This is a genomic window from Pseudoruminococcus sp., from assembly GCF_047012705.1.
Lineage (GTDB): Bacteria > Bacillota > Clostridia > Oscillospirales > Acutalibacteraceae > Pseudoruminococcus.
This window is the reverse complement of record NZ_JBKXNW010000015.1, coordinates 13,261-39,981: the sequence shown is the minus strand read 5'-3', so window position 1 is coordinate 39,981 and position 26,721 is coordinate 13,261. Positions and strand designations below refer to the sequence as shown.

The 26,721-nt window shown below is 36.9% G+C and carries 23 protein-coding genes, 1 pseudogene and 1 riboswitch; of the genes and pseudogenes, 16 read left to right on the top strand and 8 right to left on the bottom strand.

All coding sequences use genetic code 11. The features are described 5' to 3' along the window. Nucleotides 1–536 precede the first annotated feature (536 nt). From murI to ACLU24_RS12715, 8 genes are all read left to right on the top strand, one after another. Nucleotides 537–1,367, top strand: coding sequence for a glutamate racemase (gene murI / locus ACLU24_RS12750; protein ID WP_412613033.1), 831 nt, complete (start codon nt 537–539; stop codon nt 1,365–1,367). Between the two features lie 23 nt (nt 1,368–1,390). Then, nucleotides 1,391–1,807 (top strand): YwiB family protein, encoded by a 417-nt coding sequence (locus ACLU24_RS12745; RefSeq protein ID WP_412613032.1) that lies wholly within the window; start codon nt 1,391–1,393, stop codon nt 1,805–1,807. Between the two features lie 25 nt (nt 1,808–1,832). Next, nucleotides 1,833–3,521, top strand: a complete 1,689-nt coding sequence (argS, locus tag ACLU24_RS12740) for an arginine--tRNA ligase (RefSeq protein WP_412613031.1) — start codon at nt 1,833–1,835, stop codon at nt 3,519–3,521. Between the two features lie 127 nt (nt 3,522–3,648). After that, nucleotides 3,649–3,906: a hypothetical protein gene (locus ACLU24_RS12735; RefSeq protein ID WP_412613030.1), complete on the top strand. Its 258-nt coding sequence runs from the start codon at nt 3,649–3,651 to the stop codon at nt 3,904–3,906. Further along, nucleotides 3,893–4,528, top strand: coding sequence for a dTMP kinase (tmk, locus tag ACLU24_RS12730; protein WP_412613028.1), 636 nt, complete (start codon nt 3,893–3,895; stop codon nt 4,526–4,528). Before ACLU24_RS12735 ends, tmk begins: the two co-directional genes overlap by 14 nt. A 114-nt stretch (nt 4,529–4,642) precedes the next feature. Continuing rightward, nucleotides 4,643–5,713 (top strand): 3-isopropylmalate dehydrogenase, encoded by a 1,071-nt coding sequence (leuB, locus tag ACLU24_RS12725; RefSeq protein WP_412613026.1) that lies wholly within the window; start codon nt 4,643–4,645, stop codon nt 5,711–5,713. A 49-nt stretch (nt 5,714–5,762) separates the two neighbouring features. Beyond that, the gene (locus ACLU24_RS12720; RefSeq protein ID WP_412613025.1) at nt 5,763–6,134 is read left to right on the top strand and encodes an OadG family transporter subunit; all 372 of its coding nucleotides are present in this window, start codon (nt 5,763–5,765) and stop codon (nt 6,132–6,134) included. Between the two features lie 54 nt (nt 6,135–6,188). Continuing rightward, nucleotides 6,189–7,430, top strand: coding sequence for a sodium ion-translocating decarboxylase subunit beta (locus tag ACLU24_RS12715; protein ID WP_412613023.1), 1,242 nt, complete (start codon nt 6,189–6,191; stop codon nt 7,428–7,430). Nucleotides 7,431–7,763: 333 nt separating this feature from the next. On the opposite strand, the gene ACLU24_RS12710 is transcribed toward ACLU24_RS12715, so the two are convergent. The 4 genes from ACLU24_RS12710 to ACLU24_RS12695 all read right to left on the bottom strand — a co-directional run bounded on the left by ACLU24_RS12710 (nt 7,764) and on the right by ACLU24_RS12695 (nt 14,045). Beyond that, complete coding sequence (locus ACLU24_RS12710; RefSeq protein WP_412613021.1) at nt 7,764–8,624, bottom strand: hypothetical protein; 861 nt, start codon at nt 8,622–8,624, stop codon at nt 7,764–7,766. A gap of 61 nt (nt 8,625–8,685) precedes the next feature. Continuing rightward, nucleotides 8,686–10,026, bottom strand: coding sequence for an MATE family efflux transporter (locus ACLU24_RS12705; RefSeq protein ID WP_412613019.1), 1,341 nt, complete (start codon nt 10,024–10,026; stop codon nt 8,686–8,688). A 528-nt stretch (nt 10,027–10,554) separates the two neighbouring features. Further along, nucleotides 10,555–12,315 (bottom strand): ABC transporter ATP-binding protein, encoded by a 1,761-nt coding sequence (locus ACLU24_RS12700; protein ID WP_412613018.1) that lies wholly within the window; start codon nt 12,313–12,315, stop codon nt 10,555–10,557. Nucleotides 12,316–12,320: 5 nt separating this feature from the next. After that, the gene (locus ACLU24_RS12695) at nt 12,321–14,045 is read right to left on the bottom strand and encodes an ABC transporter ATP-binding protein (protein WP_412613017.1); all 1,725 of its coding nucleotides are present in this window, start codon (nt 14,043–14,045) and stop codon (nt 12,321–12,323) included. A 492-nt stretch (nt 14,046–14,537) separates the two neighbouring features. On the opposite strand from ACLU24_RS12695, the gene ACLU24_RS12690 reads away from it, so the two are divergent. Beyond that, on the top strand, nt 14,538–15,797 hold the full coding sequence (locus tag ACLU24_RS12690; RefSeq protein WP_412613016.1) for a diaminopimelate decarboxylase: 1,260 nt from the start codon (nt 14,538–14,540) through the stop codon (nt 15,795–15,797). A 126-nt stretch (nt 15,798–15,923) separates the two neighbouring features. Here the strand turns inward: ACLU24_RS12690 and ACLU24_RS12685 are convergent, their stop codons facing one another. Both ACLU24_RS12685 and ybaK read right to left on the bottom strand, forming a co-directional pair. Continuing rightward, nucleotides 15,924–16,157 (bottom strand): Smr/MutS family protein, encoded by a 234-nt coding sequence (locus ACLU24_RS12685; RefSeq protein ID WP_412613015.1) that lies wholly within the window; start codon nt 16,155–16,157, stop codon nt 15,924–15,926. A gap of 15 nt (nt 16,158–16,172) precedes the next feature. After that, complete coding sequence (ybaK, locus tag ACLU24_RS12680; protein WP_412613014.1) at nt 16,173–16,652, bottom strand: Cys-tRNA(Pro) deacylase; 480 nt, start codon at nt 16,650–16,652, stop codon at nt 16,173–16,175. 179 nt (nt 16,653–16,831) lie between these two features. On the opposite strand from ybaK, the gene ACLU24_RS12675 reads away from it, so the two are divergent. Next, on the top strand, nt 16,832–18,259 hold the full coding sequence (locus ACLU24_RS12675; RefSeq protein WP_412613013.1) for a leucine-rich repeat domain-containing protein: 1,428 nt from the start codon (nt 16,832–16,834) through the stop codon (nt 18,257–18,259). Nucleotides 18,260–18,394: 135 nt separating this feature from the next. On the opposite strand, the gene ACLU24_RS12670 is transcribed toward ACLU24_RS12675, so the two are convergent. Further along, a complete protein-coding gene (locus ACLU24_RS12670; protein ID WP_412613012.1) occupies nt 18,395–18,982 on the bottom strand; it encodes a folate family ECF transporter S component in 588 nt (195 codons plus the stop codon). Nucleotides 18,983–19,049: 67 nt separating this feature from the next. Next, nucleotides 19,050–19,147, bottom strand: a riboswitch (THF riboswitch). Between the two features lie 194 nt (nt 19,148–19,341). Here ACLU24_RS12670 and ACLU24_RS12665 point away from each other — a divergent pair. The 5 genes from ACLU24_RS12665 to ACLU24_RS12645 all read left to right on the top strand — a co-directional run bounded on the left by ACLU24_RS12665 (nt 19,342) and on the right by ACLU24_RS12645 (nt 22,726). Then, nucleotides 19,342–20,436: a CobW family GTP-binding protein gene (locus ACLU24_RS12665; RefSeq protein WP_412613011.1), complete on the top strand. Its 1,095-nt coding sequence runs from the start codon at nt 19,342–19,344 to the stop codon at nt 20,434–20,436. A 27-nt stretch (nt 20,437–20,463) separates the two neighbouring features. After that, nucleotides 20,464–21,405, top strand: coding sequence for a TIGR03943 family putative permease subunit (locus ACLU24_RS12660; RefSeq protein WP_412613010.1), 942 nt, complete (start codon nt 20,464–20,466; stop codon nt 21,403–21,405). 14 nt (nt 21,406–21,419) lie between these two features. Next, complete coding sequence (locus ACLU24_RS12655) at nt 21,420–21,677, top strand: p24 family protein (RefSeq protein WP_412228570.1); 258 nt, start codon at nt 21,420–21,422, stop codon at nt 21,675–21,677. A 186-nt stretch (nt 21,678–21,863) separates the two neighbouring features. Beyond that, on the top strand, nt 21,864–22,295 hold the full coding sequence (locus ACLU24_RS12650) for a LytTR family DNA-binding domain-containing protein (protein WP_412613009.1): 432 nt from the start codon (nt 21,864–21,866) through the stop codon (nt 22,293–22,295). A 14-nt stretch (nt 22,296–22,309) separates the two neighbouring features. Continuing rightward, nucleotides 22,310–22,726: a DUF3021 domain-containing protein gene (locus ACLU24_RS12645; RefSeq protein ID WP_412613008.1), complete on the top strand. Its 417-nt coding sequence runs from the start codon at nt 22,310–22,312 to the stop codon at nt 22,724–22,726. Between the two features lie 94 nt (nt 22,727–22,820). Here the strand turns inward: ACLU24_RS12645 and ACLU24_RS12640 are convergent, their stop codons facing one another. Further along, the gene (locus tag ACLU24_RS12640) at nt 22,821–24,551 is read right to left on the bottom strand and encodes a helix-turn-helix domain-containing protein (RefSeq protein ID WP_412613007.1); all 1,731 of its coding nucleotides are present in this window, start codon (nt 24,549–24,551) and stop codon (nt 22,821–22,823) included. Between the two features lie 234 nt (nt 24,552–24,785). Here ACLU24_RS12640 and ACLU24_RS12635 point away from each other — a divergent pair. Then, nucleotides 24,786–26,721 (top strand): annotated as a pseudogene (locus ACLU24_RS12635) (hypothetical protein); the annotation flags it as partial.

Here is a 26,721-nt window from a genome sequence, read left to right as displayed (position 1 = left end):
TAAAAGTTTCGCTCAAGGCGGAGTGCCTCCGCCGTCAAGACGCGTTCCACTTTTTTGTAAAATTAACACTTGTTATTCGCGTCTAAGTTTCAAAAATTAAAAGTTTTACTCAAGGCGGAGTGCCTCCGCCGTCAAGACGCGTTCCACTTTTTTTGTAAAATTAACACTTGTTATTCGCGTCTAAGTTTCAAATATTAAAAGTTTCGCTCAAGGCTTTTCAAAGGCTTGTAGGACAAGGGCAATGCCCTTGTCGACGTCCGCAGACGGCGAAATTCTTTATGCTTTCTAAAGCACAGGAGGGTAGAAAAACATTCCAATGGAATGTTTTTCGTAGGGAACCCTCGCAGGGGGCCCTGATGAAGTGCCTCCATTCGTAAGTTGCATAATTGCTAGATATTCTAAATTGACTTGTGCTTATGCAAAGGAAGTAGCTATCGAGCAGGCGAACACGGTTCGCCCCTACACTTTTAGCAAATTTTTAAGCTAAACTTATTTTAAAGAAATATTCCGATTTTATGAAAGATGGGAAAATATAAATGAATAAACAGGCAATCGGTGTTTTCGATTCAGGTCTTGGCGGTCTTACTGCTGTAAGAGAGCTTCTGTCTGTATTACCAAACGAAAATATAGTTTATTTTGGCGATACAGGTCGTGTTCCTTATGGTAACAGAAGCCGAGAAACCATCAAAAAATATTCTATGCAGGACGCTACATTTTTGCTTACTAAAAATGTTAAGCTAATCATCGCCGCTTGTGGCACAGCAAGCTCTGTTGCGCCTGAAATCGGCGATAATCTTTCTGTACCATTTACAGGCGTTGTTGCTCCTACTGCCGCTGCGGCTGTTCGTGCAACTAAAAATGGTAAAATTGGCGTTATTGGTACAACGGCAACTATAAAAACCGGCTCTTATAAAAGAGAAATTAAAAAAATCAATCCTAATATAGAGGTATATGAACAGGATTGTCCACTTTTTGTACCGCTTGTTGAAAACGGCTTTATATCGGCTGATGACCAAGTGGTAACTCTTGTAGTTGAAAGATACCTTTCTTCTCTAAGAGAGGCAGGTATTGATACTCTTATTCTCGGTTGTACGCACTATCCTATAATAGCTGAGGCAATATCTAAGGCTTTGCCTAATGTAAGACTCATAGACTCCGGCAGAGAAACTGCTATATATGCGGCTTCATTATTAAAGGAAAACAACTCACTTTCTGAGGATAATATTAAGGGTGAATGTGAATTTTATGTCAGCGACACAACAGAAGGTTTCTCCACTCTCGCAGGAATTTTCCTCGGCAGAGATATTTCCGGACAGGTAAGCCACATTGACATAGAAGATGTTGCGAAAAAATTTAAATTGGGATAAAATAATGCAGGAAGTGAAGCATTATGGAGAATAATTATAATTTAAAGATTAAAACAACACAGGTTGTTGAAAGCGAAGCCTTTGATATGGATTTTGAGATAAATGCATCTTATGTTAAAATCAATGATATTCGCTATATCTCTTATATTCAGATAGATGAGGAATCTAAAAATAAGCTTCGTACAACTATAAAAATTAAACCGGACGGAGTTGTTACTATTATAAAAGGTAAGAGCGAGGGTATGATTCTTGAAATCGGAAAAACTCATTCTTGCAATTATCCAACTCCATTTGGTAATATATTGCTTGAAGTTTCTGCATTTAAAATTGCAAATGGTCTTAACGACGATGGTGGAGAGCTTGAACTTCAATATAGCTTAATCGTTGATGGAAATGAATTAAGTAAAAATACTCTCAACCTTACCGTAAAAGAAATTTAATAAACCGAAAGGAATGTTATAAATTATGTCTGATACAGCAGGAAATACTGTCAGCCTATTGAGGAATGCTATTATTGATGCTATGGGACGAGCTATGTCCGCAGGCGAGCTTCCTCTTACTCCTACTCCAAACTTTACAATCGAAACTCCAGCCGACAGAACTAACGGCGATTTAGCTTCAAATGTAGCTATGGTTTCAGCTCGTGCATTTAAAAAAGCTCCTCGTGCAATAGCTGAGGCAATCACAAAATACATCGAGCTTGAAGGCACTAATCTCGACCGTTTTGAAATAGCCGGTCCCGGATTTATCAATTTCTTTTATGGCAAGCAATTCTATACATCAGTTATCAGAGAAATTGAGGAAAAGGGTGCTGATTACGGCAAGAGTGATTTCGGTCAGGGCAAGCGTATACTTGTAGAATTTGTTTCCGCAAACCCAACCGGCCCTATGCACATAGGTAACGCTCGTGGCGGTGCTTTGGGAGATTCACTTGCAAGCGTTCTTTCCGCAGCAGGCTATGATGTTTCAAGAGAATTCTATGTTAATGATGCAGGAAACCAGATTGAAAAATTTGCTACCTCTCTCGAAATCCGTTACCTTCAACTCTATAAAGACGGCATAGAACTTCCTGAAGACGCTTACCACGGACAGGATATTATCGACCATGCAAAGAACTTTGCTGAAATAAACGGCGACAAGTATGTTAATGCTGAAAGTTCGGAACGCAGAAAGGCTCTTGTAGATTTCGCACTTCCGAAAAATATTCAAGGTCTTGAAAACGACCTCCTTAAATATCGTATCAAGTATGACAGATGGTTCAGAGAAAGCACTTTGCATCAGAGTGGTGCTGTTAAAAACATTGTTAAACTTCTCAAGGAAAAGGGACATACTTATGAGCAGGACGGTGCTATCTGGTTCAAGGCCACTGAATTTGGTGCTGACAAGGATTTCGTTCTCGTTCGCTCAAATGGTATTCCAACCTATGTTGTACCTGATATTGCTTACCACTATGACAAGCTTGTAACTCGTGGCTTTGATAAGGCTATTGATGTTCTCGGTGCTGACCACCATGGTTATGTACCAAGATTAAAAGCTGCCCTTACCGCTCTTGGGGTCGATGCTTCAAGGCTTGACGCTGTTCTTATGCAAATGGTTCGTCTTGTAAGAAACGGCGAAATCGTCAAGGCATCTAAGAGAAGTGGTAAGGCTATTACTCTCGTAACTCTCCTTGAGGAAGTTCCGATTGATGCGGCTCGTTTCTTCTTTAATCTCAGAGAACCAAACAGCCACTTTGACTTTGACCTCGACCTCGCAATCGAGCAATCATCACAGAACCCTGTTTACTATGTTCAGTATGCACACGCAAGAATCTGCAATATCGTAAAGGGCCTTGCTGAGAGCGGTATCACACAAAGAGACTGCACTGATGAAGAACTTGCTCTTCTTACTGCTCCTGAGGAAATTGAGCTTATAAACAAGCTTGCTTCTCTTACTGGAGAAATCATAACTTCTGCAAAGACTTATGACCCTGCAAGAGTCACTCACTATGTTTATGAAACAGCTACACTTTTCCACAAGTTCTATAATGCTTGCAGAGTTAAGGGTGAAGACGAATCCCTTATGCAGGCAAGACTTGCACTTTGCGTAGCAACTAAAACTGTTATAGAAAATGTTCTTACTATGTTCAAGATAACTGCTCCTGAATCAATGTAATAAAGCAAAATAATTATCCACGGGCGAACTGGCTTATACGGTTCGCCCACAGCAATTTATAGCAAAAATTAAATATTTTCACACAGCAAGGATAGCTTTATCATTTTATAGAAAAGAGGTTTTTATTATGCGTCAATCAACATATTTAACTATGACTTTGGTTTTTACTATTTTCGCCGTAACCGCTCTGATTTGTGCAATTATCTGCGATGCATTAAACAACTCAAATAGGTCTGTCACATTTGGCTGTATAGCTTGTGCTTGCTCTATTCCTGCGTTTTCCTGCGGTTCAATTTTATTTCAGTCAGCAAAAAAGGTATCTAAAGAAGATAAGCAAAACTCCGAAAATATAGAAAGTTCGGAGGAAAATAATGATGCCAAATAATACTCGCGGAAAATTTATTGTATTTGAAGGACTTGACGGTTCAGGCAAGGGTACACAAATCTCTCTGATTTCAAAGTTTCTCAATGAAAAGGGAATTAGTATTTATGAAACGGCTGAACCTACTCAATCTGCGACAGGCGGTCTTATTCGCGATACACTTGCAGGGTATCAAAAACGTACGGCATACGAACTTGCAGCACTCTTTCTGACTGACAGAATTTTCCACAATACCTCTGCAAATGGAATTAAGCATATGCTTGATTCCGGTGTAACGGTAATCTGTGACAGATATTATTATTCGTCTTTCGCTTATCAAGGAATAGATGCTGATCTTAAATGGGTTATGGATATGAACTTAAATTGTCCGGAAATTATAAAACCTGATTTATGTATCTTTCTTGATGTTCAGACAGAACAGTGCGACAAAAGAATGGGTTCTCGTCAAAGCAGGGAAATTTTTGAAAATGTCGATACGCTCAATAAAATCCGTAAAAGATTTTTTGAGGTGTTTGATTTGCTTCAAAACAGCGAAAATATAAGCATTATCAATGCGGCGAGAAGCATTGATGACGTTCATAGAGATGTTGTTTCTTCCACTATGGAAATATTATATAAACAGTAAGAATCTTCTGTTTATAATACGGGTTTTTTGCTTGACTATTGCGTAATTTTTATCTATAATTAGATTGGTTTAATTTTGATACTTTGCGGAATTTTTCGCATTTGGAGGGTTAATATGAATAAGTATAAAATTGCTGTTCTTAAAGGCGATGGAATCGGCCCTGAAATCGTAAATGAGGCTATTAAAGTCCTTGATAAGACAGCAGAAAAATTTGGCTTTGAAGTAGAATATAACGAAGCTCTTCTGGGTGGCTGTGCTATTGATGCAACTGGTGTACCTCTCCCTGAGGAAACTGTTGCTAAATGTAAAGCTGCTGACTCTGTTCTCCTCGGTGCAGTTGGTGGTCCTAAGTGGGACAATCAACCGGGCAACAATCGTCCAGAGGCCGGCTTACTCGGTATTCGTGGCGCATTAGGTCTTTTTGCTAACCTCAGACCTGCGGTTATTTTTGAGCCACTTAAAAATGCTTCTCCACTCAAGGCTGAAATTATCGGCGACTCTATGGATATTATGATTGTTCGTGAGCTTACCGGTGGTATCTACTTCGGTAAGAGGGGTAAATTTGAGGAAGACGGCATTCCTGCAGCTTATGATACAGAAAAGTATTCTGTAACCGAGATTGAAAGAATAGGCAGAGTTGCTTTTGATATGGCTATGAAGCGTAATAAAAAACTCACAAGCGTTGATAAGGCTAATGTTCTCGATTCCTCAAGACTTTGGAGAGAAACTATAATTCGTCTTTCTAAGGAATATCCTGAGGTTGAGCTTTCTCATATGTATGTTGATAACTGTGCTATGCAGCTTGTAAGAAATCCAAAGCAATTTGATGTTATTGTTACATCAAATATCTTCGGCGACATTCTCTCTGATGAGGCTTCTATGATTAGTGGCTCTATCGGTATGCTCGCTTCTGCAAGCCTTAGCAGTGGAAAAAGTGGTCTTTATGAGCCTATCCACGGTTCTGCTCCTGACATTGCTGGTCAGGGTATAGCTAACCCACTTGCAACAATACTTTCTGTTGCTATGATGCTCCGCTATTCGCTTGATGAGCCTAAAGCTGCTGAAGCTATTGAAAAGGCTGTTTCTGAGGCTCTCAAGACAGCAAGAACTCCTGATATTTACACAGAAGGCACTAAGAAAGTTTCCACAAGCGAAATGGGCGACATTGTCGTTTCACTTCTTTAATTAAAATTTATTTTTCACCATATTTTTATTGAAAAGGGGTAGTAAGTAAATGGAAATGGCCTTGAATCTTCTGTTAGCGGGCGTCGTTATAGTTTTCTTTGTTCTCGTTCTCTTGATATTTATTATCAAGATTTACAGTGCAATAGTTCAAGCTGCCCAAAACGGAAATCAAAAACGAAAAGACGCTAAAAAAGCTGCTGAAAAGAAACCTGAACCTGTTAAAGCAGAACCTCAGGCAAGTACAATTCAGACAACAACTGATAATGGAGCTATTCCAGGTGAAGTTATTGCAGTTATTGCAGCGGCTGTTGACGCTATGTACGACAAGCCTGTAAAGATTAAGTCTGTAAGACGCAGTCGTTCTAACTCAGGTTCTTCCTGGAGAAATGCAGGTCTTTTTGAGAATACCAAGCCTTTCTGACATATTGTCGGTTAGAGTGTAATTCGATAAATTTGAGAAAGGATTGATAATTAAATGGAAATCTTAAACTCCCTATGGGAATCTATTTGCAGTATTTTCACAAGCTCAGGCTTAGCAACTCTATCCTGGGAAAACTATGTTATGATGTGCATATCTTTCATTCTTTTATATCTTGCTATTAAAAAGCAGTATGAGCCACTTTTGCTCTTACCTATAGCATTCGGTATGTTACTTGTTAATGTTTTCCCCGGTATTATGGCAAACCCAACAAATGAAATGCTCACCGAAGCGCAGGTCTTAGCACGAAATCTTGACCCTGCTTCGTATACAACCACAGTTCTTGATGGAACAACCTATTATAATGTCGGTCAAAACGGCGGTTTGTTCTATTATCTCTATCAAGGCGTTCACCTTGGTATCTTCCCTCCGCTTATCTTCCTTGGCATTGGTGCAATGACAGACTTTGGTCCTCTCATTGCTAACCCTAAGAGTTTCTTTCTTGGTGCGGCTGCTCAGGTCGGTATTTTTATTACATTTATCGGCGCAATACTTCTTGGCTTCCAGGCAAATGAAGCTGGCTCTATTGCTATTATCGGTGGTGCAGACGGCCCAACAGCTATCTTCGTTACATCAAAACTTGCCCCGAATCTCTTAGGTCCGATAGCCGTTGCCGCATATTCATATATGGCTCTTGTTCCTATTATTCAGCCGCCTATTATGAAGCTTCTTACAACAAAGAAAGAGCGTTCAGTCGTTATGCAACAGCTCCGTCCTGTTTCTAAGATTGAAAAGATTCTCTTCCCTATCATCGTTGTAGTTATCATCGCACTTCTTCTTCCAGATGCAGCTCCTCTCGTTGGTATGCTTATGCTTGGTAACCTCTTTAAAGAGAGTGGCGTTGTTTCAAGAATCAGCAATACGGCTCAAAACGAGCTTATGAACATTGTTACAATCTTCCTCGGTGTTACAGTTGGCGCAACAGCAACAGGTCAAGTATTCCTCAGCGTAAGCACACTTGGAATTATCCTCCTTGGTCTTATCGCATTCTGCATGGGTACTGCTTGTGGCGTTCTCTTTGGTAAGATTATGTGCGCTGTTACACACGGCAAGGTTAACCCACTTATCGGTTCTGCCGGTGTTTCTGCTGTTCCTATGGCAGCAAGAATTTCACAGAAGGTTGGTCAGGAAGAAAATCCTGCAAACTTCCTTCTTATGCACGCTATGGGACCAAATGTTGCAGGCGTTATCGGTTCAGCAGTTGCTGCCGGTGTTCTCATCAGTCAAATCCCACACTAAAGTTAATTTTATAGCATAAAGTCGAACGGCGAACAGTTTAAACTGTTCGCCGTTTTTTGTTAGGAGATTTTATAAGAAAATATGGGATAAACTGTTTATTCATAATAGCGTTAAAAACTACCAATTCTAAGCTTTAAACAAGCTTTATCTTTCAGGTTCCCTTACGATAGTTCTCTACGAAAAATATTCCCTCGGAATGTTTTTCTACCCTCCTGTGCTTAGAAAAGTATAAAGTATTTCGTTCTCTGCGGAGAGAGACAAGAGCGTTGCTCTTGATCTACGAGCCTTTGAAAAGACTCAAACGAAACTTATAAGTGTCTTAGAGAAATTTATTCACTTATCAGCAGTTTCTTCGACTTTATCTATGGAATCACAGCTTGCTTTAGTTAGAGTCTGATTATTCTTAGATGAAATTGTTCTTCCTCCATTAGTCGGAATCCGTTCAAGCCATTTCATTTTGCCAAGAGTATACAAGGCGCTGAGAAAATATGTATCTGAAAGCTCCTTTGGCTTTATATCCTCAAGGCACACGGGAAGTCTTATGCTAAAATTATCGTGTACTATTCCGCATACAGGTACTTTAGGCCTGCTACCTGTAAAAATTGTCATTGTACTGCCACAGGAAATCGGCATTGTAATAGTCTGCGGCGCAACAAGAATATCGCAAGGTATTACATCATAGAAATTACTATGCACGAAAATAGTCGCTCCATACTCTCGCATAAAGCGTTCATTTTCGGCCTCATAAAATCTTACTGCACTTGTTGCAACTTGAAGTGAATTCGTATACTTTATGAATCTTTCTGCGGCAAAGCTAAATCTACCGCTTGGGTCAAAGAGTGAGATTCTCAATTCATTAGGGTCACAATTAAGGCTCTTAATATAGCCTTCTGCCGCATTTATACACAGTCTGCGGATATACATAGGATTATCAAAACGCTTAAAACCAAGCTTTCTCGGCAAACTCAAGCTACTTGAACATACTGTTTCGTGAAAATCAGCATTAACCGACCTCTTGATTTTTCCGAATCTTATTCTGCCACTTTTCTGAACATATGTAATATGAATCATTTCCAAACCAAGATAGGCATCGTTTATTTTTTTTACATTTATTTCATACGGGGAAAATAATGCACGAAACCTCTCTTTTAAGCTATTAGGCTGTTCGTGCTTAATCGTTAATGCTGTTATCATAAAAATAACCCCCGTTCAATCATATCTACAATATCTATATGATTGAACAGGGGAACATATTCTAATTTTGTTGGTTTTTAACAAGGGATTTCTGACGCCATTTGCCACCCTTCCAACGGCAAACCATAAGTATTCCTCGGAAGCATTCATCTGCTGCAAGAGCTATCCACATTCCATAAATGCCCCAACCAAATACTACAACGAAAAGGTATGAACCAAAGGTCGAGAGAACCCACATTGAGAAAATTGCTGCGGCTGTCGGGAAATATACATCTCCTGCACCACGCAAACTATTTATTACAATAAGGTTTGTGCATCGTCCTACTTCAAGAACTACATTTATGATTATGAGAGTGCCTCCAATTGCTATAACCTCCGGATTATCAGTAAATATACCTATAAGCTGACTTCGGAATATAACTCCAAGAGTACACATAACCGCCGTTAGCCCGTAGCCTGCTAAAAGCCCTCGCCATACGCCATGATACGCCTCGTCATACTTTCCTGCACCAACTCGATGGCTTGTAAGTATCTGGGAACCTTGTCCGATTGATTGAGAGAAAATATAGAAAGTTGATGTTATATTCTGAATATATGACCTTGTTATATATTCATTATCAGTCATAAATCTAAGTGCGATAGATGTTACCACAAGCTGTGCTATATTATAGTTTATAGATTCAAAGGCGGCTGGTATGCCGATTTTAAGCATCTGCCAAAAATCTTTGAATGGGAACGGGAAAAGCTTTTTGAAAACAGATGGCTTTTCAACCTTCTTAAAGAAGATTATAACAAGAATAGTGCCTCCGACAATTCGGCTAAAGGTTGTAGCTAATGCAACACCTGTTACACCAAGAACAGGCATACCAAACCAACCAAGAACGAATGTAAGGTCGAGAACAGTATTTATTATATTCATAACAACAGTTATGTACATCGGGATTCGTGTATAGCCATGACTTCTGAAAACAACATTTATTGAATTAATTATAGCCTGACCAAACATAAAGCAACCAACAATAGTCAGATATTCACTGCCGAAATCAAGCACCTTCCCCTCTGCTCCAAGTGCAGAAAGCATAGGACGGTTAAAAATTACCAACACTACACTTACAATTATTCCAATAGAAAAATTAAAGAAAATAGAAAGTGCCGCAGTCTGCGAGGCTTTCTCTCTATTTTTCGCACCAAGGTTTTGTGCAATTATTACAGCACTTGCGGTAGCAGTAACAGAAAACAACAGATTACATATACCTGCAACTTGATTCGCCGTTCCGACAGACGCAGACGCAAGGTCATCGTACTGGCTTAGTGCAAATACATCTATAAAACCAAGCATCATAAAAAGTAAAGTTTCAATAAAGATTGGCCACGAAAGGCTGAAAAGTGACATCTTTTTCATAGAGAACCTCCTAACTTTAGTATATGGTAATTTTCTTACTCACGCTTAAATTATCAAACTTCCTCAAGAAACTCAAAAGTTTCGCTTGAGCCCTTTTAAAGGCTCACAGAGTCGAGGGACAGAGTCCCTCGTGGGTTAGCCCCTTAACATTCTTTGCCCCTGAGCGGCGAATTTTATCCGACGCTTTTTCTATCGTTAGCAATAAGCTAACGAGTTATATGTAGGGGCAAACTTTGTTTACCCCTTCGGCAGATAAATTTGTAGAGGTATCCACAGGGAACCCCCTGCGAGGGTTCCCTACGAAAAACATTCCACTGGAATGTTTTTCTACCCTCCTGCGCTTTGTGGAGCATAAAGTATTTCGCTCTCTGCGGAGAGCGACAAGGGCGTTGCCCTTGACCTACAAGCCTTTAAAAAGGCTTGAGCGAAACTTCTAAGTGTCTTAGGGGAAATTTATCAGCTAATTGGTAGTTACTCACATAAACATAGGTCTATTAAGAATGTCTATTAATTATGTGTCTTGTGAGTTCACGCACCTTCACTCCTTGCAAACTGGCTATTATAAAGAGTATTATAAAATCCACCTTTAGCAAGCAATTCTTCGTGATTACCTTGCTCGATAATATGGCCGTCTTTCATAACCAAAATAATATCAGCCTCCTTGATAGTTGAAAGTCTATGTGCAACAATAAAGCTTGTTCTGCCTTTCATCATTGCATTAAACGCTTGCTGTACTCGAATTTCCGTTCTTGTATCAATGCTACTTGTAGCCTCATCAAGAATAAGCATAGGTGGGTCGCAGAGCATAACTCTTGCGATACACATAAGCTGTCGTTGCCCTTGCGAAAGGTTCATACCGTCTTCGGTGATAATTGTATCATAGCCATCTGGCAAACGCCTGATATAACCATCAATATAGGATTTCTTTGCAGCCTCTCGAATTTCAGCAGAGGTTGCATCAGGCTTGCCGTATGCGATATTTTCAGCTATTGTCGCATTGTAAAGCCAGCTTTCTTGCAATACCATTCCATAAAGCCCACGCAAACTATTCCTTGTGATATTTTGAGTATCAACACCATCAATTAAAATCTTACCACTATTTATTTCATAGAAACGCATAAGAAGATTTATAAGGGTAGTCTTTCCGCAACCTGTCGGACCAACTATTGCAATCCTCTGACCAGGTTTAACTTTAAGGTTAAAGTCCTCAATGAGCTTTCTTTCTGGTGAATAAGAGAAGCAAACATTCTCAATATCAATAGCACCCTTGCAACGGCTCATTTCTACTGAATTTGCGGAATCAGGTGTCTGGTTATCCTCATCAAGTACCTCAAAAACTCTTGACGCACCTGCGAGTGCTGATTGAAGCTGAGGAATAACACCTGTAACTTCATTAAACGGCTTTGTGTACTGGTTTGCATAAGTCAAGAAGCATGAAATTTGTCCTACGGAAATAATTCCGTTAATTGCATTTATTGAGCCTACAATCGTTACAGCGGCGGTTACTATACCGTTGACAAATCTTGTGCTTGGGTTAGCAAGTGATGAATAGAACTGAGATTTCTGACCGCAAACACGAAGTCTTTCGTTAATTTCTTCAAAACCTTCGATAGAACGTTCCTCATAACCAAAGGTTTTTACCATCTTTTGATTACCGACAATTTCTTCAACATATGAGCTGACTTCACCCTGTGTTTTGGATTGCTCAATGAACATTTTGTGTGAAAGTCGAGTAATCATAGTTGCCACAAATATTGAAAGCGGGCTGATAACTACAACAACTATTGCAATTCTGAAATCAATCGAAAGCATAAACACAAGTGTTCCAATTATCATTACAACGCCCGAAAAAAGCTGCGTAACACCTTGAAGCAAGCCATCACCTACGGCATCAATATCGTTTATAACTCGGCTGATTAAATCTCCGTGTGGATGTCCGTCAATATATTTAAGAGGAACATCGTTGAATTTTGCGAAAATATCACGCCTCATATCTCTTACAGTCATATAACTTACTGTATTTGTGAAAAGTGACATAAGCCATTGGAAAAATGCCGAGCCAATAACTGTAAGCATTATTAAACCGATAATATTCAGCATAGCCTGAAAATCAACATTACCCTTGCCAACAGCCTTATCAATAGCCTGTCCGATAAGAACCGGTGTTGTGAGGTTAAGCACTACATAAAGGATTGCAGTAAGCATTGCACCGATAATTTGTTTTTTATAGGGCTTTATATATGAAAGAATGCGTTTTATAGTTCCCTTTTTTGCATTTGATTTCTTCATAACTCTCACTTCACCTCCTCAGCACTAAGCTGTGACAAGCAGATTTCCTTATAAACTTCGCAATTCTTGATAAGTTCATCGTGCTTTCCTATTCCAACAAGCTTTCCGTCATCAAGAACGAGTATCTTATCAGAATATCTTACGGTTCCTACACGCTGAGAAACGATTATTGTCGTCATACCGTTTGTTTCTGTGGCAAGAGCTTTTCTTAATGCGGCATCTGTCGCAAAATCCAAAGCGCTTGCACTATCATCAAGTATGAGAATTTCAGGTCTTGAGATTATTGCTCTTGCAATAGTCAATCTCTGCTTCTGACCACCTGAGAAATTCTTACCGCCTGCAAGAACCTCGTGTTCTATTCCGTCAGAAAGTTTTGAAACAAATTCATAGGATTGTGAAACCTTCAAAGCCCATTCTATATCCTCATCTGTAGCATCTTTATTACCCCAAAGGAGATTACTTCTGATTGTTCCGCTGAAAAGTATTGCCTGCTGTGGTGCAACACCTATTTTTGAACGAAGCGCAGAGAATGTGTATTCTTTAGCGGACATTCCGTCTATTATTACATCACCCTTTTGCGGGTCATAAAATCTTGGAATAAGGTTAATAAGTGTAGATTTACCTGAACCCGTACCGCCGATAATACCGATAGTTTCGCCTTTTTCAACTTTAAAACTAATATTTTCGAGGGCATATTTTCCTTTACCGTAGGCAAAGCTCACATCGTTAAATTCAATTTCATTATTGCTCTTATTATCAGATTCTGTTTTTGTACCCTCAACAACACTTGGTTCTGTTTCAAAAACTTCATTTACACGATGTGCAGAAGCAAATGCCTTTGTGAAGACAACAACAAGGTTTGCAACAACTATCATTGCAAGCAAAATCTGAGTCATATAGTTTACTAAAGCTATAATCTCGCCTTGACTAAGCTCGCCCTTATCAACAAAGCCACCTCCAAACCATACTATCGCAACTATCGCAATATTAATAAGTACCGTTGTTAACGGATTAAGTAAAGCGGAAAGCCTGCCGACTGTAATTGCGGTTTTAGCTAAATCATCGCTTTTTTCGTTAAAGCGCTTCTTTTCGCTCTCTTGCTTAGAAAATGCTCTTATAACTCTATTACCTGAAAGATTTTCACGAGTGATAAGCGAGAGTTTATCAAGCTTTGACTGAATCTGCTTAAAGAACGGAACTGAACGACTCATAACAATATAAAGCACAAGTGCTAAAATCGGTGAGGCTATAAGGAAGATTATAGAAAGTCTCAAATCTATTGTCATAGCCATAATCAATGCACCGATAATAAGGAATGGTGCTCTTATGACAAGTCTTATAAGCATAGCAACCGCCGCTTGAAGTTGATTTATATCGTTTGTCATTCTTGTGATAAGCGATGGCGTACCGATTTTATCAAGCTCTTGGTGCGAAAGCTTATTTATATGCTTAAACATAGCATTTCTGACCTGTGTTCCAAAGCCCTGTGAAACTATCGAGGCACTCTTCTGGCAAACTAATGCAAAACTCAAGCCTAATGCGCCAAGCAAAATCATCAGTCCGCCTCTTTGCCATACATAAGCGTAATCCTGATTTTTAATGCCTGTATCAATAATATCTGCCATAACTAACGGCACTATAAGCTCAAATATTGCCTCAATTAGTTTACAAAGCGGGCCAAATATTAATGGCAGCTTATAGTTTTTTAAAAATCTTCTCAATTTAAACAATGACAACAACTCGTTTCTTTACAATTTGCATTATAATGATTTTTACAAATTTAGCCAAAACTCTCCGCATAAATAAAATGCATTTAAATCACTTGGCTTTATTATACTTAATTATAAATTTATATACAAATAACATACTACCCATAATTAGTACAATAATAACTTGAATATATTTTCTTACAAGTGTATTGATAATACAGAAACTCTTTATATCTAATAAAAATTTTAAGTTTTCTCATTATTATCACCTATTTTAACTTTAAAATTACATATTGTTTAAGTATAACATAAACTAACAAATTTTTACATACATAATAAACGGGAAATTTATGTTTAAACAAATTATTTGAAATTTAGTATACACATGCTTTTCATATATATTTAGACCGCTTAACTTGACAAGTAGTGTAAAAATGGTATATATTATATTTGTTGAAATTTCTTATTTTTTCGGTAAAGTCGAAAAAAATGAAATAAATGGAGGGATTTATAATGAAAAAGGTACCTTTTATCACAAAGGAACAGGCTGAGGAAATTGCAAAAAAATATCCTACTCCTTTCCATATATATGACGAAAAAGGCATCAGAGAAAATGCAAGAAGGCTTTATGACGCTTTCTCTTGGAACAAGGGCTTTAAGGAATTTTTTGCTGTAAAAGCTACTCCTAATCCTACAATTCTTAAAATCTTGAAGGAAGAGGGTTGCGGTACTGACTGTTCTTCCTATACTGAACTTCTTATGAGCAAACGCTGTGGCTTTGAAGGCTCAAATATTATGTTCAGCTCTAATGATACTCCAACAAGTGAGTTCAGATATGCAAATGAAATAGGTGCAACCATAAATCTTGACGATATTACTCATATCGACTTTGTTAAACAGGCTTGCGGAAAAATTCCTGAAAGAATTTCTTGCCGATATAATCCGGGCGGAAAGTTCTCTATTGCTAATACTATTATGGACAATCCCGGCGACGCAAAATACGGTCTTACAAGACCACAGATGACAGAGGCTTTTAAGACTCTTAAAGAACTTGGCGCTAAGGAATTTGGCATTCATGCATTCCTTGCAAGTAATACTGTTACAAACGAATATTATCCGATGCTCGCAAAAATCCTTTTCACAACTGCTGTTGAGCTTGCTAAAGAAACAGGCGTTCATATCGGATTTATTAACCTTTCGGGCGGCGTTGGAATTCCTTACACACCGGATAAAGAGCCTAACGATATTTATGCTATCGGAGAGGGTGTTCGTAAGGCATATGAGGAAGTTCTTGTTCCTGCCGGAATGGACGATGTAGCTATCTATACAGAGCTTGGTCGCTTTATGCTTGCACCATACGGACATCTTGTAACAAGAGCAATCCATGAAAAGCATACACATAAAGAATATATTGGTGTTGACGCTTGTGCTGTAAACCTTATGCGTCCTGCAATGTACGGTGCATATCATCATATAACGGTTCTCGGCAAAGAAAATGACCCTTGTGACCATGTTTATGATATTACAGGTTCACTTTGCGAAAATAACGATAAATTTGCAATAGACAGAGCCTTACCTAAGATTGATATAGGCGACTTGCTTGTCATTCACGATACAGGTGCACACGGTTTTGCTATGGGTTATAACTATAACGGTAAACTTAAATCCGCTGAACTTCTTCTCCGTGAGGACGGTTCTGTACTTCAAATTCGTCGTGCAGAAACTCCAGATGATTATTTCGCAACACTCGAAGGTTTTTGGGATAAAATCTAAGCAAAAGAGATTCACTCAAATCTGCGTAAATTTTAATTCCTATTAAATTCACATTTAAAATTATCTTTTCAGAAAAATAATATCGGATATTCTGATAACTTAACAGAATATCCGATATTATTATTTTTACCTCTTAATTACAAAAATAGTAACGCCCTGATTAAGACCTAATATCTTTCGTTCTATCTTGGTGTTAGAATATTTACTCACCATATTTCTCAGAGCTGTTCCGCCACGATAACCATGTATCACAGAAACCTCTCTTACATCTTTCGGCAAGGTTTTTAGTGTAGAAGTTATAAGACTTCTTGCACTCTCAACAGTATGACCGTGCAAGTCTATTTCTATTGAATAAGGCATTGTTTTCACCTCTGCTTAATCCGCTGTAATTTCAGCAGTTTTTGCATCAATAAGCTCAATTAAATCCTTTGGTGCAAGTTCTATTTGATAACCTATTTTTCCTGCACTTACGATTATTGTTTCTATATTTTCAGAAGATTTATCAAAAACTGTTGTAAACTGCTTTTTCATTCCGATAGGCGAACAGCCCCCTCTGATATATCCAGTAACCTTATTTATATCCTTAACATGAATCATTTCAACATGCTTTTCCCCGACAGATTTTGCTGCCTTTTTTAAATCAAGTTCTTTTAATACAGGAACTACAAAAACATAATAATCTCTGCCTGCACCCTTTGTAACCAATGTTTTGAAAACCTGTTCCGGATTTTGTCCCATCTTCTTGGCAACAGCCGCACCATCAATAGCTCCATCACTATGGTCATATGTATGTGCTTTATATGTAATCTTTGCTTTATCAAGAATACGCATAACATTTGTCTTAAATTCTGACATACTATTTCAATCCTTTCAGCTTTAATTAGACTTTACATTATAATAAAATTTAGCAGTGACTTTGTCAATATTTTATATATTAAAGTGTTTATAAAATAATCCAATATATCTATAGACTCTTATTAAAGAATAATATATAATAGGTTTATATTATTCTAATATTTGAAATGGAGTATATTATGAAAAAATCAATTAAGATTATAATGCTTATATTAACATCGACATTAGCAATAAGTTATATGACAGCTTGTAAAAATTCTGAAGAAACCTTATCAAAACCTACTGATTCCATTGAAACCAATTCGTCTAATAGCACATTAAGCATAGATGAAAGCAAGTCCTCTTCAGAACCTATAAGTTATCAAAAAGATGATATATCTATTGATTTATCAAAATTAATTGCAAACGGTGAATGTGGTAAAAATAATGATAATATAAGTTGGTCATTAGATAATAATGGTACGCTTTTAATTTCTGGAAGCGGAGAAATGGAAGATTGTATATCTCTAAATAAATTAGCTTGGTATTCATATAAGGATAAAATTAAAAAAGTCAAAATTGAATATGGTGTTACAAGTATTGGAACAGGTGCATTCTCTGATTGTAAAAATTTACATAGCATAAGTATTCCAGATAGTATTACTGAAATCAATGGTTTGGCGTTTTATAATTGTACAGAATTAGTAAATATAAATCTTCCAGATGGTATATCAAAAATACAAACATCTACATTTGAGACTTGTTCTAAATTAAAAAGTATAAATATTCCTGATAGTGTTACAAGCATTAAAGAATCAACTTTTGCCAATTGCCTATCCTTAAAAAATATAAATATTTCAGATAATGTTGAAAATATTGAAAATGGTGCGTTCTACAACTGCAAAAGCTTAAAAGAAATAAATGTTAATCCAAATAACAAAGACTATTTATCCGAAAATGGTATGTTATTTGATATAAACAAGACAAGTATTATTTGTTGCCCTGCCGGCAAAACAGGCAATTATACTATTCCAGACAGTGTTAAATATATTGAAGATTATTCTTTTTATGGCTGTAATTTAAGCAATATAGAAATTCCAAAAACAGTTTCAAATATTAAAAGTTATGCTTTTGCTTTCTGTGAGAAATTAAAGGATATAAAAATCTCTGATAACATTAACAGCATTGGAGAATTTGCATTTTTTAAATGTGGCCTTTTAAAAAATATAACAATTCCAAGCAAGAATGTAAAAATTTATGATGATACATTTTATGGCTGTGATAGTTTGGAAGAAATTAACATTTCTCCAGATAATAAATACTATACATCAAGTGACGGTGTATTATTTAATAAAAATAAAACCGAACTTATCTGTTGTCCTATGGGGAAAACTGGTGATTATATTATTCCGAATACTGCAAAAATCATTAAATCTCCGGGATTTAATTGCTGCAAAAAGCTAACAAGTATAACTATTCCAAATAGTGTTGACCAAATTAACGATGATGCATTTGGTTTCTTAATAGATACGCAAACTATATATATTCAAGATAAAAGTGAACCAGCCGAAAAATGGGAAAATAGCTGGGATTTTCGCAGTGAAGCCAAAGTAGTTTGGAACGCATAAAATTTGTTTTAAATTCCACTATATTATTTCAATCCTTTCAGCTTTAATTAAAAAGGACATCAAACACACTCTTGTAGAATGCGTATGATGTCCTTTATTATTGGGAGTTGAAAATATCAGCAAATATAGAAAATTTTATGTATTAACTTCTGTCATACGCCTTACAAACTTTATCTTATCCATAGCTTTAAGCATTGCCGTAATAACAACAAGCTTCACTATGGTCATTGGTATTATCTGAACAAACAGGCGTGAAACAAGGGTAGAAAAATAGAACGCAAAGAAATCTGTTTCATTGCCTTTATAAAGTATTGTCAACCATAATGGCGTAATAAACAAGCTAAAAACAAATTCTGATATAAGTACCGAAATTAAAATTCTGATAAAGCTATCACTCTTTTTAAGAAGCAATCCAAATACAGCACCTACCAGCATAGCTGAAATCGTAATAGGCGGAAACCATATTCCAACAGGACGAAATATCACTCCTATAATATCACCAAGTCCTGCTACTTCTGCAGCACCTACCGCACCATAAAGTCTTGCGGCAATAACTACCGGAACAAACGAAAAGCCTATTTTAATATTCCACACCTGAAATGTAAGAAATTGTGAAATTACAAACTGAGCAGCAATAAGAATTGCAAATACTGCCATTGTTTGCGTTGATAGCTTAACATTGACTTTACGACTTTTTGTTTCATTCAATTTGTTTTTGGACATAAAAAAACCTCCTTATTTTTACAGAATCGCTGTAATGAAATAAGAAGATTACTTCTTTACATTATCAAACAGCGGGATGCAGACTGCGTACCGCAAGAAATTCTTTTCGTTCATACGACAACTCCCCGTTCGTATGACACTTAACGCACACAATCTTACTCTGTAACTAATACTATACACCCTCAAATATATTTTGTAAAGGAAATCTTTTGGCAAAGTTTTTATATTTTCTCTGATGCTTAAAATTGTGTTTTTGCGAATGCTTGCTATTATCGCAAAAAAGGTATATAATAAAGATTAGGCAAATTTTATAGCACACAAACTATAATATGCAAATTTCTTAGAAGAAGGGATTCTTTATGACTAAAATTGATATTTTTTCCGGCTTTCTCGGTGCAGGCAAAACTACACTTATCAAAAAGCTTATCGAAGAAGCCTTTAAGGGCGAAAAGCTCGTTTTAATTGAGAATGAGTTCGGCGAAATCGGCATTGACGGCGGTTTCCTCAAGGAGGCTGGTGTTCAGATTAACGAAATGAATTCCGGCTGTATCTGCTGTTCTCTTGTAGGTGACTTTGAAAAGGCTCTCGGCAAGGTTCTTGAGGATTATGCTCCTGACAGAATCATCATTGAGCCATCAGGCGTTGGTAAGCTTTCAGATGTTATTAAGGCTGTTCAGGCTGTTGTAACAGATAAGGTTTGCCTTAACGGCTTCGTTACAGTTGCAGACGCTACAAAGTGCAAAATGTATATTAAGAATTTCGGTGAGTTCTATCTTAATCAAATCGAATATGCAAGCACTATCGTTCTCAGTAGAACTCAGAATCTTTCACAAGAAAAACTTGATGCCGCTCTCGCTCTTATCCGTGAGCATAATAGCAAAGCAAGAATTGTTACAACTCCATGGAGCGAAATTTCCGGTGAAAACATTCTTACAGCAATCGAGGGTGACAACTCCTTTACAGAGGACCTCCTCAAAGAAGCTGAAGTTTGCCCAACCTGCGGACATCATCACCATGACGGTGAACATTGCGACCATGACCACGACGAACATGAACACGAGCATTGCCACCACGACCACGATGAGCATGACCACGAACATTGCCACCACGACCACGATGAGCATGACCACGACCATTGCCACCACGACCATGACGGACATCACCATCATCACCATGCTGATGAAGTATTCACAAGTTGGGGCAAGGAAACCGCAAAGCACTTTACAAAGGAAGAAATTGAAAAGATTCTCTCTGCTTTGAATGATACTGAAAAGTATGGTTTCATACTTCGTGCAAAGGGCATTGTTGCAGGCGAAAACGGCGAATGGATTCACTTCGATTTCGTTCCTGAGGAATCAAATGTAAGAAACGGTTCTGCTGACTATACAGGCAGACTTTGCGTTATCGGTTCTAAGCTTAATGAGGCCGCTCTTGCTGAGCTTTTCGATTGCTAAGAGATTTTTCCGAAAGGATTTGATTAAATGACTATACCTGTTTACCTGTTTTTGGGATTTCTTGAGGGCGGAAAAACTCAGTTCATTCAGGAATCTATGTCTGACAAACGCTTTCACGATGGCGACAGAACACTTATTGTTGTTTGTGAAGAGGGTATCGAGGAATTTGATACATCTAAATTCCATGGTGGAAATGTTACAATAGCAGTTATAGAGGACGAATCTGAGCTTAATGCAAAGCACCTTGAGGAACTTCGCAAAAAGTGCAGAGCTGAAAGAGTTCTTATCGAATATAACGGTATGTGGCTTATTCAACAGCTTGCCGAAGCACTTCCTAAAAACTGGCAAATCTATCAGACAATGATGATGCTTGATGCTACAACATTTGATATTTATAATGCTAATATGCGTCAGCTTATGATAGATAAATTCTCCGCCGCAGAAATGATTGCAATAAATCGTTGCGAGCCTGGCGTTGATAAGGCTAAATTCCATAATGCAGTTCGTGCATTGAATCGCCGGGCAAGTATTGTTTTTGAATATAAAGATGGTTCTATCGAGCCAGATGACATCAAAGACGAATTGCCATTTGACCTTAAGGCACCTATTGTTGAGATTAAGGACGAAGATTTTGGCATACTTTATCTTGACGCTATGGACGAGCCTGATAAATATGACGGTAAGGTTATCAGCTATACGGGCATTGTTGCAAAATCCCCTAAACTTCCTAAAAATACCTTTATCGCAGGGCGCTTCTGTATGACCTGTTGTGCTGAGGATATAAACTATATTGGTTTTGTCTGCAATTCAAATACTGACCTCAAACTAAAAAATAAAGGTTGGTATAAGGTTAAAGCTAAGATTAAGGTTGAGAATAATTCAGCTTATCAAGGCGTTGGTCCTGTGTTATATATTCTTGCAGTTGAACCGGGCAAAAAACCTGATGAAGAGCTTGTTTACTTCACCTAAGGAGCGATTCAGATATGATATGCGACGATATGCCGCTCTTACTATGGTTTCAGTGCGATAATCCATTTTCTGAAAGCGAAGGAAATTTTCGCTACTGTCTTTCTCCAAAGGATAATGACGAAAAAGAACGCACTCTACTTTTAGAAATTTGGACTGGAAAGTTTTGCAAGGAAAAAAGCGAAATTTTGCATAGTCAGGAATTTTCCATGAGCGACGAAGGCATCCAAGAGGCAATCACTGTTATCAAAGAAAAATTAAATACTATCGCTTAAAATTTTAATCCGCCTTTGGTATTTATATCAGAGGCGGATTTTTATATAAAGCTAAAAATCTATTAACTCTTTCAGTTCTCGATATTTGAATTTCAGCAGCAGATATATACCTCTTAGCGTAATTTTGCTGACAACAAAACTGCATTTATATATAATTATCATATCATCAGAAAGGAGGTCTTTAAATTGAAGGTTCGGATTGAAATAACCGACACAAATAAACCTTACGCAGTTATATACACAAATGAAATTACATCAGAAGTTCAACAGGCAGTTTCATTGCTTGATACTAAATCAGAACTTATTACCGCAAATGACGATGAAAAAATCGTTATTATTCAACCCACAGAAATTTATATGATTCGTATTGAAAATTCAGAAACCATTATTTATTGTGAAAACCATAAGTACTGCTCTAAGAAAAGGCTTTATGAGCTTTTATCATTACTTGGCAAAGATTTTATACAAATCTCAAAAAGTGCAGTAATAAATCTTAAACAAATTGATTTTGTTGAACCATCATTCAGCGGTATGATGAAACTTTTTCTAAAAAACAAACAAAGCGAATATATCTCAAGAAAATATCTGCCCGAATTTAAGAAGTATCTAGGTTTATGAAAGGAGTTTTATTTATGAAAAAATTTTTAGGAAGAACTTTTTTAGGAATTGCTTGGGGCTGCACTATAAACTGCCTTGTTATGCTTATAATATCATTTTCAGAAGGCAAAATTTATTTTACTGCAAACGAATATCTCAAACAGCTTATCTGTTCAGCGGTTGTCGGAATAGCATTTGTATTGCCAACTTTGATATACGAAAACAAAAAGCTCTCACAAGGAATAAAGTGCCTTATTCATCTTGGAATTGGCTTCATTACTTATTTTATTAACGCATTTATAGCTGGTTGGTTTCCAGTTGGCTTAGACATAAAAATAGTTATAAGCTCTGTTTTAATTATGATTGCACTATCATTTGTAATTTACTTTTTCTTTTGGCTTTATTATAAAAACGAAGCTAAAAAGATAAATCAAAAAATAAAAAACCATTAAAATAAGTCTTAATTTTTTTAATTTATGTCATATTAAAAATCCTATCTATTAAAGCAATAAATTGCCCAATAGATAGGATTTTCTTATATATAAACTAACTTTCCTGCATTGGTGGAGTAAAATTCTCTATTGCCTCTCTAAGCTTTGGGTGATGAATTATAAAATGAATTGCGGGAGATTTTCCCTTAGAAATCATAACCCACTGCCCTTGATGTATTATTATCTGCAAGTTGCGGAAAGTATGTGCAGACGTCTGCTTAAAAATATAATTTGGGTGTTTTTCTTCATACTTCAGGCTTTGCTTTAAATGTTCAAGATAGTCTTCGTATGTATACAATATATCATTTTCATAAAACATTCCGGAAAGAAAGAGCGACATAGGATAGTTTTCAAATTCTTCTTTAGTTATATAAGGAATTTCGTCCTCAATGATATTATTTTCAAGAATTTGTTCAGTAATATGTCTTTGCTGTTCGGCATAAGCCATTATATTCTGTTTGTCTGCTTCTGAAAGATAATATTTTTCTAAAAACTGCTTTAAATAATTTTCCTCCATAGTATACAGTGGTAATGAAGATAAAATACTCCTTCTCTTTCCTTCTGTGTGAACATCTGAAAATAAAAACGCATTTAATGCACTTACAATATCCTCTCTATAAATATCCATAAGGGAATGTGCATTACTTAACAACTCTTTCGCTCTCTTATTATAATAGGCAACCTCGTCCTTAGATTTTGTAAGGTAATACTTTCCATCACTATGATAACCAGAAATAGCCTCACCGGATAGTGCAACTGTTCCGGATACTTTAAGGAAATGCAAAAAAACGCTATTCTGTATACCTTTTATATAATATGGTGAAATCTGACCTGTCATATACATAGGTATATAGCTTTCAAGCCCGAGCATCATTTCTGAAAACGGTCTATCAACATTATGTATCATATTTAGGTGCAAGCCTTTTTTTAGCATCATAGCCATACCAAACATCCATTTTTTAGGAAAATCTGCGTCCTTAGCCATACTTTCCATTGGCATATCACTATACATTATAACCTGTTCCATAGATTTAGAAAGAACTGTCGCCTTGAGGAAATCAAGCTCACTCTGCATCATATTCTTTAAACCAAAATAGCTTTTTGATGTCGGAAGCTGAAACGGCAACGTTGGTACTTTTAATTCATCAAAATGTATGGCCTTAATATATTCATTTAAATCAAATTCATTTAGCTTACTTAAAAAGTTTGATATGTTATTATCACTCTTGCCTTTTCCATCTATAAGCCATTCTTTTATCTTTTCAAAGCGCTTTGAACTATCGGAAAGTTCTTCTTTTGAACATTCCAAAAGTTCAGAAAGTATTTTTATCTGAGAATCGTCTTCAATTTCTTTTGCAATACAATTTGCAACTCCCTCTGCAAATTTAACAGGTTCAGCAGGTTGACGAGAACCATTCTTTATTCTGAATATTGTTGAAGAATCATAGTTTATATATTTGCAAAGCTTTGACACATTTATATTCATTATTGAAAGTAATGTATTAAAATTTTTTCTTAATTGCTCTCTATCTACTGTACTTACATCATCACATTCAAGAAAAGAATCTATAACTGATTTTTTTGTTATATCAAGTTCTTTCTTTTCTGCTAATATAATAATAGCTGCGCAAAGTCTTTCCAAAGCCTCGCTATTTATTTCAGGAACACGCTCACCAGAACGATAGCGACTGATAGTAGAAGCTGATAAACCCGAAACATTACACAAATCTTTAGCAGTACAATCTATACTTTCTATATAATCATTAAGTCTTTCGTTAAATTTCATCTCGTAACCTCCACACCCCTATATGAAAATTATACACCTAATGTTAAGCTATGAAAACTATTTTCCAAATTGGAAAATGACATTATGGAAATAATTCACTACACTATAATATCTTATAGTATAATAAAAGTGTAAAAATTTCAAGCCTATGGAGGTGCATTTTAGCTATGGTAACTAAAGCCTAAACTAAACAAAGCTAAAATAAATTATTTAGTAAAGCGAGGTTGAGAAAATATGAAAAAAACATCAATCAAAAAAACAAACCAAGTGCTGTCGGTTTTGTTATCGTCTTGTATGCTATTATCAGCTACCACAGCGGCTTCGGCTACCACAACTGAGCCCCTTTCTGACAACAGGCAGACTCTTGCAGTTCAATCACAAAAAACTGATGTAGACACAACTATTGCCTTTAAACCAGGTTGGACTGGGATAGATATAAGTCCCGGTAATAAAGTAGACAGCAACCATCGTGCTTATGGTGAGTTAACACTCGATTCAGACCAACAATATGAAATTATAAACGAATTTTGGGTTCGTGACGACGGCAAAGTAAACTCTTCATCAGGCAAACATGAATATGATATATTTGAATCTGGTCGTAGCTACACTTATGGTATGGAGCTTAAAGCAAAAGACGGATATAAGTTCAATAAAACTGCCAAATATCTGATTAGAGACTCTTGGAGTTTTGAAGATATAGATGATGCAATTTGTACTGTTTCTGAAGATGAAAGTATTCTTACTATAAAGAATATGCACACAACGACATTTGAATCTCTTGACAATTACAAAGTAATTGATACGATAGAGGTCAACAATGCTACTCTGACATTCAATGTGGGTGATACTCCTAAATTCACAGGCACAGAACCCGAAGACAGTAAATATGGTGTTGTAGAATATTGGCGTGATAATGTCAATGGTGAAGGTATATGTTCAGACCCATTCTTCAATCAGGCTTTTGAAAAGCATATTGAGAAATTCAAGACAGGTGTTAACTATACATATGATATAGGTTTTGGAATAAAAGGCGATGCATGGGAAGAAGGTTATCGCTTAGCTGATAGTGTTAAGATTAAAATTAACGGAAAAGATATAGATTTCAGTATTGAAGATATTGATTATAACTGCAGTTATTACGCTGGGACTTCCAATCTTATTTCTATGACGCCGACCGAAGCTATTCAAGACAATAAGGTAGATACCAATATCAAGATTACAAACACAATGCTTGATATCTATCCAGGAAACACACCGAGAGGTCCTCTTTCAGACGGCACTGACGCTCATGGCTATGGTGCAAAAACAAATTCAGAGCAATATGAGCTTACAGATGAATTCTGGGTTCGTGATGATGGTAAGGTAAATTATTACAGTGACCCATACGGTAGTGAAGGAAAAAACGAATATGGTACTTTTGAAGTCGGCCATAGCTATACCTATGGCATAGAGCTTAAGGCGAAAAGTGGATATATATTCGACAAAAATGCTGAATATAAAGTAAATGTGGACGGCACAGATATGACTGGTACAACTTCTGTTGTTTCAGAGGACGGCAAAACTCTTACCATAAAGAATATCAAAACAGAAGAGTTTAAAGCTCCAAGTGCTGATAAAGAAATTAACACAGTAGAAATTAATAATGCAACCCTCAGCTTTAAGGTTGGAGATGTTCCCGTATTTACAGGAAAAATCGACAATGATATGTATTATATTGACCACGAGAGATGGGATGGCTCAGACAACACTGGCTGGACATCATCTGAATACTGGAATCAAAGATATGGCGATTTTGAAGGAAGCTGGGGTATGCCTATTACAGCCTTTGCTGCTAACACAGAATATACCTACGGCGTTTATCTGAAGCTGACGAAAAATGCATATAAAGAAGGTTATCGTTTCAGCAAAGATGCTAATAAGCTTAAGTTAATATTAAACGGTCAGACTATCAATTTTAGTAACCCTGAAAATGATATAAGCACTGACGATTATGATGGCTTCTCAGTATGGTTTAGCAATGTTCTCGTAATGACGCCAACAGAAAACACTGACCCAGATAACCCAAGCAACCCTGGCGAGCCAACTACACCTGATAACCCAAGCAATCCTGGCGAACCAACTACACCTGATAACCCAAGCAATCCTGGCGAACCAACTACACCTGATAACC